The organism is Crateriforma conspicua, assembly GCF_007752935.1.
GTDB classification, from domain to species: Bacteria; Planctomycetota; Planctomycetia; order Pirellulales; family Pirellulaceae; genus Crateriforma; species Crateriforma conspicua.
This window is the reverse complement of sequence record NZ_CP036319.1, coordinates 971,626-983,671: the sequence shown is the minus strand read 5'-3', so window position 1 is coordinate 983,671 and position 12,046 is coordinate 971,626. Positions and strand designations below refer to the sequence as shown.

9 protein-coding genes are annotated in these 12,046 nt (G+C 59.2%); 6 read left to right on the top strand and 3 right to left on the bottom strand.

The window, feature by feature from the left end:
- Positions 1-19: 19 nt before the first annotated feature.
- The 4 genes from Mal65_RS03545 to Mal65_RS03530 all read left to right on the top strand — a co-directional run bounded on the left by Mal65_RS03545 (position 20) and on the right by Mal65_RS03530 (position 3,893).
- The gene (locus Mal65_RS03545; protein ID WP_145293712.1) at positions 20-715 is read left to right on the top strand and encodes a hypothetical protein; all 696 of its coding nucleotides are present in this window, start codon (positions 20-22) and stop codon (positions 713-715) included.
- Between the two features lie 59 nt (positions 716-774).
- A complete protein-coding gene (glmS, locus tag Mal65_RS03540) occupies positions 775-2,631 on the top strand; it encodes a glutamine--fructose-6-phosphate transaminase (isomerizing) (RefSeq protein ID WP_145293710.1) in 1,857 nt (618 codons plus the stop codon).
- A gap of 159 nt (positions 2,632-2,790) precedes the next feature.
- Complete coding sequence (locus Mal65_RS03535) at positions 2,791-2,991, top strand: hypothetical protein (protein WP_145293708.1); 201 nt, start codon at positions 2,791-2,793, stop codon at positions 2,989-2,991.
- A 131-nt stretch (positions 2,992-3,122) separates the two neighbouring features.
- Positions 3,123-3,893 carry a tetratricopeptide repeat protein gene (locus Mal65_RS03530; protein ID WP_174820127.1) on the top strand — a complete coding sequence of 257 codons (771 nt, stop codon included), beginning with the start codon at positions 3,123-3,125 and terminating at the stop codon, positions 3,891-3,893.
- Positions 3,894-3,990: 97 nt separating this feature from the next.
- Here Mal65_RS03530 and Mal65_RS03525 read toward each other — a convergent pair whose 3' ends face one another.
- On the bottom strand, positions 3,991-5,841 hold the full coding sequence (locus tag Mal65_RS03525) for an AAA family ATPase (RefSeq protein WP_145293706.1): 1,851 nt from the start codon (positions 5,839-5,841) through the stop codon (positions 3,991-3,993).
- A 329-nt stretch (positions 5,842-6,170) separates the two neighbouring features.
- Here Mal65_RS03525 and gyrA point away from each other — a divergent pair, with 329 nt between their 5' ends.
- Positions 6,171-9,029, top strand: coding sequence for a DNA gyrase subunit A (gyrA, locus tag Mal65_RS03520; RefSeq protein ID WP_145293704.1), 2,859 nt, complete (start codon positions 6,171-6,173; stop codon positions 9,027-9,029).
- A 60-nt stretch (positions 9,030-9,089) separates the two neighbouring features.
- Here gyrA and Mal65_RS03515 read toward each other — a convergent pair whose 3' ends face one another.
- The gene (locus tag Mal65_RS03515; RefSeq protein WP_145293702.1) at positions 9,090-10,124 is read right to left on the bottom strand and encodes an oxidoreductase family protein; all 1,035 of its coding nucleotides are present in this window, start codon (positions 10,122-10,124) and stop codon (positions 9,090-9,092) included.
- Between the two features lie 301 nt (positions 10,125-10,425).
- A complete protein-coding gene (locus tag Mal65_RS03510) occupies positions 10,426-10,758 on the bottom strand; it encodes a HesB/IscA family protein (RefSeq protein ID WP_145293699.1) in 333 nt (110 codons plus the stop codon).
- A 204-nt stretch (positions 10,759-10,962) separates the two neighbouring features.
- Between Mal65_RS03510 and Mal65_RS03505 the strand changes: the two genes are divergently transcribed.
- Complete coding sequence (locus Mal65_RS03505) at positions 10,963-11,985, top strand: rhomboid family intramembrane serine protease (RefSeq protein WP_145293697.1); 1,023 nt, start codon at positions 10,963-10,965, stop codon at positions 11,983-11,985.
- The last annotated feature ends 61 nt before the right edge of the window (positions 11,986-12,046 follow it).

The window sequence follows — 12,046 nt, the reverse complement described above, 5'->3', positions numbered from 1 at the left end:
TTTGTGGAGTAATCAGGCGATGTCGCTGTTGAAGATCTGGAACTATTTCCGCAAAACTGACGAACCGGAATCGGCGTCCTCGGGCGTCAAACCGGCGGAAGCAGCGGTTGTGACTTCCAATGCGGCTCCGACCGCGAAACGCCGTGTCGACGCCCAAGCGATCGGCGATCGAACCGACGTCGCGGTTTCACAGCCGCCGCCGGCCAAGTCGAAAACCAAGGCGGTCACCAAATCCATTCGTGCGGCGCAGAGTCGTCACAGCGTGCTTTGCAAGAAGCTCCGCAAGTGGGTCAAAGCTGAAACGCCCGCCAGCCTGCGAGTCTTGGAAATCGGCGTCGGTGATGGTCAGCGTGCCGAAGCGGTGCTGTCGACGCTGATGCAAACGATTCCCGCCGAATCGATCATCTACTGCGGCGTCGACACGTTTGAAATGGGCGGCAGTGATTTGACGTTGAAAGACTTTCACCGCCAGATTCGCGGGCTGGGAATTCAGCCGCGTCTGTTTCCGATGCCGACGACCTTGGGGCTAACGCGGGTCGCACACTCGTTGGGACAGTGTGACGTGATTCTGGATTCCCAAGAATTTCATGCCAGTGAAGATGCCAAGAAGCTGACCGCAAAGTTGGCTTCGGACGCATCGCTATGGCTTGCCGACGTGGGAAACGATTGGGTAGAAGTTAATGGTGGTGGCGACGCATCGAAACGTGCCGCCTGATCACCGCTGCGGCACGCCTTGGACCAAAGCACTCTTTTCACCACGGGATATCACCAACCATGTGTGGGATCGTTGGATATGTCGGCGCCACGGATGCCGAACCTTTTTTGGTCGACGGTCTGCGTCGGTTGGAATACCGCGGGTATGACAGTTCGGGTGTCGCCATTCACTGCGGTGAATCGATTCACGTGACCCGCGCGGTGGGGCGGATCCAAGCGCTTGCCGATCGCCTGGGACCGACACCGCGATCGGGCGCCGTGGGGCTGGGGCACACCCGCTGGGCCACACACGGTCCGCCGACCGAGACCAACGCGCACCCACACGTCGGTGGCGACGGTGAAGTGGTTTTGGTCCACAACGGTGTGATCGAGAACTTTCAAGAACTGAAAGACCAGCTGACGGCTAAGGGGTATTCCTTCAAATCGGCGACCGACAGCGAAGTCATCGCGCACTTGATCGCCGAAGGCTTGAAGGTCACACCCGACAAACCCGATCAGCCCAACACCAAGTACGTCACCGCGGTTCAATGGGCAATCGCGCAATTGCGGGGAACCTATGGCCTGGCGGTTCTGTTTCGTGATCGTCCCGGATTGATGGTGGCCGCGCGTTTTGGGTCGCCGTTGGTACTGGGTGTGGGGCGAGGGGAATTCTTTGTCGCCAGCGACGCGTCGCCCATCGCCGGCCGCACCGACCGCATCGTTTACTTGGCCGATCACCAAGTCGCGGTCCTGACCAAGGACGGCTTTTCGGTCCTGCATAAGGACCAGGGAAAGATCCGCGTCGACATTCAACCGCTAAGCGTGGAAAGCAACGACGTCGATCTGGCGGGTTTCCCGCACTACATGCTGAAAGAAATCCACGAGCAACCCGAATCGCTGCGCAACGCGATGCGTGGTCGCCTGGATGACGAAAACGCGACGGCGGTCTTCGGCGGTCTGAACATGACGCCGCAACAGATCCGGACCGTTCGTCGAATCATTCTGACCGGCTGTGGTACCAGTTGGCACAGCGCCCTGGTCGGCGAATACATGATCGAAGAACTGGCACGGATTCCCGTGTCGGTTGAATACGCCAGCGAACTGCGGTACCGCAACCCGCCGATCGAAAATGACACGTTGGTGTTCGGGATCACCCAAAGCGGTGAAACCGCCGACACCTTGGCAGCGATCCGCGAAACCAAACGCAAGGGACACCGGACGCTGGCCATCAACAACGTCGTCGGCAGTAGCATCGCCCAAGCGGCCGACGGCGGCATTTACTTGCACGCGGGTCCGGAAATCGGTGTGGCCAGCACCAAAGCCTACACGTCCCAGTGCTGTGTCCTGGCAATGCTGGCGTTGTACTTCGGACGAATGCGTCACCTGAGCTTTGAAAGTGGACAACGCATCATCGAAGAACTACGGATGCTGCCCAACGCGGTCGCCGAAGCGTTGCGATGTGATGCCACCGTCAAAGAAATCGCGGCCAAGTACCACGAGGCGTCAACGTTCCTGTACCTCGGTCGGCAATACAATTTCCCGACCGCGTTGGAAGGTGCGTTGAAGCTGAAGGAAATCAGCTACATCCACGCCGAGGGCTATCCGGCGGCCGAGATGAAACACGGGCCGATCGCCTTGGTCGACGAACACACCCCCAGTGTCTTCATCGTTCCCAAAGGCACGACCTACGACAAAGTCTTGGCCAATATGGAAGAGGTCAAAGCCCGTGGCGGCCCGATCATCGCGATCGCAAGCCAGGACGATCCGCAGGTCCAAAAGATCGCCGATGACGTCATCACGATCCCCGATGCCCCCGGACTGACCCAGCCGATCGTGTCGATCGTCCCCCTCCAGCTGCTGTCCTACCACATTGCGCTTTTGCGGGGTTGTGACGTTGATAAGCCACGCAATCTGGCGAAAAGCGTCACCGTGGAGTGAAAATTTAGCGATAGCGTTGTCTTTACAGACTTGGTAGCCAGAATGGCTTAGCGTAAGGCGGAAACCCGCAAGGGGCGCTCGCCGACCACCCGCATGAGCCTGAACGGGCCACTCCGGGTCTTTTCAGACAAACCGATTTCACTTCCAAGACGCCGTCCTATGAAAGATTTCGAACTCAGCTATCGAGCCCGCAAAGCCCTGATGGTGCACATTGGTGAAGAGGCCGGTGCGGAAATCGCCAACCTGATCAACGAAATGGCGACCGAGATCCAGGAACTGCGTCGCACCAAGGTCAGCGTCACCAAGATCGTCCCCGGTGCGGTCACGGAAACGCGAGAATTCAACGAAGAACCGGTGTGAATGAACATTTGATCGTCATAGACGGCAAAAATGTTTGAAGACGATCGTCGGGACGACTAGAGTGCTGGAGACTGAATTCAGCTTCTCTGACCTCCCCTAAGAAGCCCGATTCCGGGTGGAGACGATCCCGAATGACGCGACATTTCCAGTGGTTTTACGCGGCCGCTGCCCTTCTGGCTTGCTGCCTGACGACGGCACCCGCACAAGGCCAGCTTTCGGTCTTGAACACGATCTACGGCCAGGGTGTCCACGCCTACAACTCGCACCAGTACGACCAGGCGTATCAACTCTTCAGCCAGGCAATCACCCACGGCTATCAAGATCCTCGGGCCTACTATTTCCGCGGTTTTGCGGCCGATGCGATGGGGCGGCAATACGAAGCCGAGGCCGATTGGCAGGCCGGTGCCGAGCTGGAAGCCCGCGGTAAAGTCAACGGCGACATCGGCCGTTCCTTGTCCCGAATCCAAGGCTCCGCGCGATTGAAGCTGGAAGAGATTCGCCGTGAAGCACGCGTTCAGCAATTGATGCTTGGCCAAGCACGGTCCAATCAGCGGATGAACGAGATCCAAGCCGCGTCGCCTGCACCAGCCACGCCGCCCCCCGCACCCCCGGTCGCTGACGCACCTGCCACGCCACCGTCTGATCAAGTCGATCCGTTCGCCGACGATCCGGTGGCCGACGCCACGGTCGAAAGCAAGGATGTGCTGGAAGGCACTTTGGACGAAGATCCCTTCAAAACTGACGGCAATGCGGCCGCAGCGCAGCCGGCCGACGCCCCTGCCGACGACAACCCGTTCGGCGGCAGCGACGATTCCAACCCGTTTGGCGACGCCGGTGGTGACGACAACCCGTTCGGCGACATGGGCGGCGACGACAATCCGTTCGGTGATTCGCCCTTCTAACGCGAACGCTGACAATCGCCCGAAGACATTTCAACCGCCGGCCCCAAAAGGGTCGGCGGTTTCTTTTTGGATCGTCGGCCGACGCGTTGGTTTCACGTCAAGCGGCATCGCCATCATCGGCGGCGTCACCTTGATCATTCGCCCCAGCTTGCTCACTTGCGGCGGCTTCAGGCAACTGGACCACCGGATCGCCAAAGTCCGGGGTGAAACGGACTTGCGGGTCGTGTTCACAGGTCACCTCGGTCCCCAACAGGGCGTCATCAATGACCATCGCCACGTCGCACTGCGTGCAAGTCACACGGACCTTGCCCGGCTCGGCCGCCATCGCAGCCAAATGAGCTTGGGTGACGCCGGCCACTTCGATGTCGTCCGCTTCCAACGTCGTCAGCAGTTCGCGATTCACTTCCGTCATCCCCGCCAAGCGATTGGCCAACCGACGGACGCTGCGTTCAAAACTGTTGCGTGACGTGCGGCCATTGCCGAAGTGTCGGTCACGTTTCAGATAAAGATAGGTGAAACCACGCAGCAGTCGTCGCCGTGCCTCGGTGGTCAATTCGTATTTTGACTTCTTGGCAATCAATTCGAAAATCCGGCACAACGCGGCCGGATCATAATCCTCGAATCGCATCGTCGTCCCGACCCGCGAGCTTAGCCCGGGATTACTGCGAATCATTTTGTTCATTTCATTCGGATACCCGGCCAAGATGACGACCAATCGCTTGCGTTGATCTTCCATGCGTTTCAAAAGCGTCTGCACGGCTTCACGGCCGTACTGATCTTGGCCGCTTTCATCGATCAAGGTGTAGGCTTCGTCGATGAACAGGACGCCGTCCAGAGCCTCATCGATCTTGGCGTTGGTTTTCGGTCCCGTCTGCCCCGCGTATTCCGCAACCAAACCGCTGCGATCGGTTTCCACCAAGTGGCCTTTTTCCAGGACGCCAAGGGCACCATAGATTTCGGCGACGATCCGCGCCACGGTCGTCTTTCCGGTGCCAGGGTTCCCGACGAACGCCATGTGCAGACTCGGTTTGCTGGTGGGCAAACCCGCTTCGGTCCGCAGCTTTTCCATCCGCAAAAAATTGGTCAGCGTTTCGATCTGGTCCTTGATTCCATCCAGGCCGACCAGCCGGTTCAGTTTCTGGCGTGCGTCGTCCAAACGCTGTTCCGGAGTCCGATTGTCGTCGGGATCCATTGCCGGCGTTTTTGCGGTGACCGCCGGTTTCGGTGGCGCCGCGGCCGGACCACCGGTCGGCATCGGTGTCGGCTCGGCGGGCTGGCCCGCACTGGCACCGGCTCCATCACGCAACCGCTGGGCTTCACGACGCAGCCAATCGATCGCTTCCCGGGCGGCGTCGGTGTCTTCGGGATGATTGATCTCCGGTTCAACCGCTGGTTCGGACGGGCTCGCGGATTGCCAAGTTCGACCTTCGCTGATCTCCATCTGCCGCATGATGGATTCGATGCAATCCTGTTCATTCAAATCAATTCCGCCGTCGACCGCGGCAATCAGCTTGGCCATCCGCATGACCAACGATTCCAATTCACCGTAGCGGTCACGGATCGAAGGGATTTGGGCGAACGGCCGTACCAGATCGGCCCACTGAAACTGGACCGCCGTTTGGACCAGCCAATCGACCGCGTCACGCAGCTTGGATCCCATGACGGTCTGTCCCCACAAGTGTTCCAACAACACGCGTCCCATCTGACGCTGCTGCATCGATTGGAAACCGGCATCGGGCACCACGGTGGCAAAGACCTTCATCACCAATCCCTGGTGCAGATCATCCATTTGGTCGGCAATGGTGGTGGCGTCGCCGTCGCCCTGGCCCAGCCATTTGTAGGAACCGCGGATCAGCTTGCCGCTATCGATAAACAGCGTCCGAGTCTCTTGAAGTGCCTCGCGATACAGCCGAATGGACTCGATGATGGCGTCGTTGGGATCAGACATGACAGGCTCGAGAAACGGGACCGCCGATCCGCCCGAAGGCGAAGCACCGATCGATGGAGAAGGGCACCCTTGTGGGGCAGCGCGTTCCGACGCGCCAAGGCGTCGCCACACAATCCTACCGTGGCGACGGAGGCACCGCGCCCCGCCGCATTGGGCGACCGCAAATTCACCACATAAAGCCATGCCAGTCAATAACTTATGACGTCTGCTCGTCGCTCCGGGGCCGTTGTGGCCGGGACCCAAAATCCTTACACTAACCGGTTCGTTCAGCGGCGAATCTGAGCCCCAAATTCGGCCGGCCGGTCCCCCCATAGCCAAGAGCAACGACGTTGGCAGACGACGAATTCGAAGACGGCAACGAAAACCAATCAGACAATCCGTCGGACGCCGAACCGTCCGAGTCGGGTCCGGAAAACACAGGCGCCGATGACGTCGAAGCCGGTTCAGAAAACGGCAACGGCGATCCACCGTCGGGCACCGACATGGTCACGCCGGCCGGGGACGGCGAAGGGGGCCGTGGTGCCCTGCGGATGGTCGATCTGCCGATCGAAGACGAACTACGCGACAGCTATCTGACGTACGCGATGAGCGTGATCGTCAGCCGTGCCTTGCCCGACGTTCGTGACGGCTTGAAACCATCCCAACGTCGGATTTTGGTCGCGATGAACGACCTGAACCTCGGCCCGGGCAGCAAGCGGGTCAAGTGCGCAAAGATCTCTGGCGACACATCGGGTAACTATCACCCGCACGGTGAAAGCGTCATCTATCCGACGCTGGTTCGGATGGCCCAAGAATGGAACATGCGCAGCCTGTTGATCGACAAGCAGGGGAACTTCGGCAGTATCGCGGGGCTGCCCCCGGCGGCGATGCGGTACACCGAAGCTCGCTTGAGTGCCGTCGCGGCCAACATGCTGGACGACCTGAAACTGGACACGGTCGACTACGTCCCCACCTATGACGAAGCACGCAGCGAGCCGACCGTTCTGCCCAGCAAGTTTCCGAACCTGCTGATCAACGGTTCCGGCGGGATCGCCGTCGGGATGGCCACCAGCATCCCACCACACAATCCAACGGAAGTCTGCGACGCGTTGATCCGGTTGATCGACGAACCGGAAACGACGATCGACGAATTGTGCGAAATCATTCCGGGCCCCGACTTCCCCACCGGCGGAATCATTTGCGGACGGGCCGGCATTCGACGCGGTTACAAAACCGGACGCAGCACGATGGTGGTGCGCGCCCTTTGCCGAATCGAGGAGATGAAGGGCAACCGCCATCGCATCATCATCACCGAGATCCCGTACCAACAGTATCGCGACCGGATCGTTGAAAAGATCGCCGCGTTGGTCAACGGTGACAAAGTCAAAGGCATCTCCGCGATCCGTGACGAAAGCGATCTGAAGGAACCGGTTCGCCTGGTCGTCGAACTGAAACGCGACGCCGATCCGGATGTCGTGCTGAATCAGCTGTATCAATTCAGCCCGCTTCAAGACACGTTTTCGCTGATCTTCTTGGCCCTGGTCGACGGCAAGCCGCGCGAACTGACGCTGAAGGAAATGCTGACGGAGTTTCTTCGTCACCGCGTCCACGTGATTCGGCGCCGCACCCAATTCTTGCTGGCCAAGGCGCGCCGCCGTAAACACACCGTCGAAGGTTTGTTGCTGGCACTGGCCAACATCGACGAGATCATTCAAACGATCCGTACCAGTCGGACACAACCAGAAGCCAAGCAGCGGTTGATGGGCATCGAATGTCCCTCATCACTGATGCAGCGGGCGCTGGGCGACGAAGGTTTCAAGCAATTCGTCATTGAACGCGGCGAGGCGGAATCGTACACGCTGACCAGCGTCCAAGCGGATGAGATTCTGCGGATGCGGTTGGGCCAGTTGGTCAACCTGGAACAGGAAAAACTGACCGACGAACATGCCGAGTTGCTGAAGGAAATTGCCGACTATCTGGACATCCTGGGCGATCAGGAACGCGTCTATGGGATCATCAAGGATGACTTGGAAGAGATCAAACGACGCTTTGGTGACGCGCGTCGGACCGAAATCTCCGGTGAAGAACTCGGTAACATCGACCTGGAAGACTTGATCACCGAAGAAACCATGGTGGTTTCGATCAGCCACAACGGGTACATCAAACGGACGCCGACCAGCGTTTACAACACACAGCGTCGTGGCGGCAAAGGCCTGAAAGGCGCCAAGACGGATGAAGCCGATCCGATCGCTTTGCTGTTTGTCGCCAGCACCCACGCGTACCTGCTGTTCCTGACCACGGCCGGAAAGGTCCGCTGGCAAAAGGTCTATGACTTGCCGCAACTGGCCCGCGATTCCAAGGGACGCGCGATCGTCAATCTGCTGAACCTGGAGGAAGGTGAACAGATCGCCGAGTGTCTGGTCGTGCGGGACTTTGACCAGGAAGGCTACTACGTCGCGATGGCGACCCGCAAAGGATTGGTCAAAAAGACGCCGCTGGAACAGTACAGCCGTCCCAAGAAAGGCGGCATCATCGCCATCAAGCTTCGCGACGATGACGAATTGGTCGATGCCGCCGTTGTCGGTCCTGGTGACGAGTTGATGATGGTCACCCAAACCGGCATGGCGATTCGTTTCAAGGAATCGGATTCTCGCCCCATGGGACGCAACACCTCGGGCGTCAAAGGCATCTCCCTGGTCGGCGACGACGAAGTCGTCGGCATGGTGGTCGCCGATCCCGATGCGACGCTGCTGACCGTTTGCGAAAACGGCTATGGCAAACGCACCCCGTTCGGTCCGAATTTGGTGGAGACCGAAGATGACGAGGTGGGCGAAGAAGAATCGACCAGCTCGGGTGCCCGATACCGAACACAAAAGCGAGGCGGTAAGGGGCTGCGAGACATCCGCACCAGCGAACGAAACGGACAAGTCGTGGGCATCGCCGTGGTCAATGATGACGACGAAGTGTTCATGATGACGGCCAAAGGCAAGATCCAGCGGATCAAGGCCGGCGACATCAGCGTGATCGGTCGCAACACCCAAGGCGTTCGCATCATGAACGTCGACGCGGACGATTCTCTGATCGAAGTGGTGCGTGTGCCGGCCGAAGAACGCGATGAAGAGGAAGCCGAAACGGCGCCGACACCTGATGGTGGCGATTCCAGTGACTCGGGCAACGTTCCGGCGTCAGAAGATCAAAACGAACAGTGACCTCCGGTCGCTGATTCGTTTCGGTTCGCGGCACGCCGATCAGCATCGTCATCAAACGGTTCAGACGTCGGAGGACGTCGGTGATTTCGCTGACGTCAAAGCCTGGTGGACCATACGGCGGGAATAGCCGGTCAGCTTGGCATGGCCGGGACACCAGCCTTCCAGGAAACGCACGAAATCGGCCCAGGCCAGCGGATACAGCTGTCGCCACTGCCTTTCCAAAGCGTCTAGATCGAATCGATCACCGTGATGGCGGACCACCGCGGCACGCAGGGCAGCGAAATAGATGGCCAGGTAAGTCGATTCGTTTCGCTGACATTCCGATTCGTCGACGCAGCTGCTTAAGAAGTACGCCACGTCCTTCATTCCGCATCCGCGACCGACGTACTGGAAATCCACCATTGCCGGCGCCGATCGGTCGTCGGCGGGAAAACACATGTTGGCGACCTTGGCGTCACCATGAACCAGCGTCTGGAAGGAGCTTTCATTCAAACGCTGATCAATCGCAGCGGCTTGGCGTTTCAGATCATCCTCGGGCATCGCCCGCCATTCGTCGGGCCGGGTGTCCAAATGCCAATATGTTCCGATCGGCCACAGTCCGTCAAAGTCGCTCGCATCGTCGGCCGGGTGCAAGAATGTGCCATGAAAGCTGGCCAACCACGCCAGCCCGCGCGCCACACCGTCGATGTCCAACCGGCCCAGTCGCAAGGGGAACCCAGCGGCATCCAGATCTTCCAGCACCAATGTCAGACTGTCTTGGTCACTGGTTTGGCCCCAACAACGGGCGACTCGGCAACGGTCATCGCATCGGTCCGCGAATCGGGCATAGAACGCCGACTCCACTTCGTAGGAACGCAACTTTCGTCGATGAGAAACCGGTGTATCCCATCCGCGAGGGTGGCGTCCGGGCTGGTCGCCGACTTGTGGCGGCCGCACCTGTTTGACGATCACCGTGGGGACCGACGCTTTCAACAAGGGAATACGGACGATTTGGCCGTACCCGCTCCAAAGTGACTGAACCGGCGTGGCGGGGCCGATCGATTCGGCGCCGGTGACGTCGCAAATCCAATCTTCCAATGGCTTGAAGGAATCCAAGGTGGCGGTCCCGGCGTCGATTTAAAACGGAGGCCTCAATCACCGATTCGCCACCGCGGGATGGCAAGCGGCCACTGGCAGCCAACAGAAACGGCTGGCCAACAGAAACGGCTGGCCAACAGAAACGGCTGGCCAACAGAAACGGCTGGCCAACAGAAACGGCTGGCCAACAGAAACGGCTGGCCAACAGAAACTGCTGGCCAACAGAAACGGCCATGCGATCGATCGCATGGCCGTCGGCGACATTTGATTGGTGCCAGGCCGTCAGCGTGACGGCGTCAAAGGCACCCGGTCTTGGCAATCAGGCCTGGAAGCTGCTGCCGCAGCCACAGCTCTTGACCGCGTTGGGATTGTCGAAGGTGAACCCCTTCTTTTCCAGACTTTCGTACCAATCGACGGTCGTGCCATCCAGGTACAGAGCACTTTTCTTGTCGACGACCACGGCCACGCCGTGCCATTCGTACTTGGAATCGACTTTGTCGTCGAAGCTGTCGTCAAAGTTCAGGGTGTAGTTGAAGCCGCTGCAGCCGCCACCGGCGACGCCGATGCGCAGCAGCATCGAATCGTCAAAATTGTGTTCTTTTTGGAAGCGTTTGACTTCTTCGGCAGCACGTTCGCTGAGCTTGATTGCCATATCGGGATTTCCCTTTTCGTCAATTCGTCGGGGCTGTGATTCGGTCTTTCCGGCCGGTCTATCGTTCCAACCGACAATGCATGATATTCATCAACGGACGATTTCGACAAGTCTTTTCGCGTCCGATCACGGTCGAGTGATGGGCGCCGAACCATCCAATCCGCCATTGGCCACGCTTTAACTCCCCCCATCCCCCCCTCATTCATGCGAAAAATCGGGACTCTTTCACAGCCCAGGGACGCCCGCCGGTTTTGCGACTATCTGTTGACCCGCCAGATCGACGCGACGTGGGAACAGGAATCCGACGGCTGCGACGTCTGGATCCGAGACGAATCGGACGTGGAAGCGGCCCGAACCGAACTCGGCACTTTCCGCCAAGACCCGGGTGCCCCCCGCTATGACGTGGGTGATCAGGTCAAAAAAATTCGCAGCGAACAGGCCAAACAGCAACAGCGGATGCAGAAGAACATCCGTTCCGTACCCACCGGCGGTCCGGGGATGGGACGCATGCGTCAGGCGAACATCCCGCTGACCATCGGGATCATTGCAATTTCGGTCCTGGCCAGCTTCGGGACCAACTTTGGCAACGTCGATTGGGCGGATCCCCGAAACGCGGACTTTCGAGAGAACCTTTCGCTAGAAACCAAGACTTATTTGGCGATGTCGTTTGTCGACCGCTACGACTATGCAACGTTGCAAAGCGAACGTGGCGAAGTCGTCGACTGGACCGTGTTCGCGACTGCGGACGGTGGCGACAGCCTGGCATCGTTAAAGAAGGGCCAAGTTTGGCGTCTGATCACACCGATGTTTTTGCACGGCAGCGTGATTCACCTGTTGTTCAATATGCTGTGGATCTACACCTTGGGATCATCGCTGGAACGGCTGCACGGGTCACTGTTTTTCGCCGGGCTGGTGCTGGTCAGCCAGATCGCGGGAATGCTGGTGCAGGTGCTGCTGCCCGACTGGTTGCCCCCGTCACTACAAGGGTCTCCCTTCGCCATCGGCGCCTCCGGTGCAGTGTTCGGACTGTTCGGATACATCTGGATTCGCCCGAAGGTCGAAGCCCTGTATCCGATTCGCATGCCGCCCCAGAACGTCATGCTGATGCTGGGATGGTTGGTGATTTGCATGACGCCATTGATCGGCAACGTCGCCAACGGCGCTCACTTGGGCGGATTGCTGGGCGGCGTCGCTGCCGCGTATCTGTGGCCCGGGCGTGTGACCTGACGCGTCCGTGCGGCCGGCCAGAAATCCCATCAGCGTCCCGAAAAACAAGCTTCGTGGAACG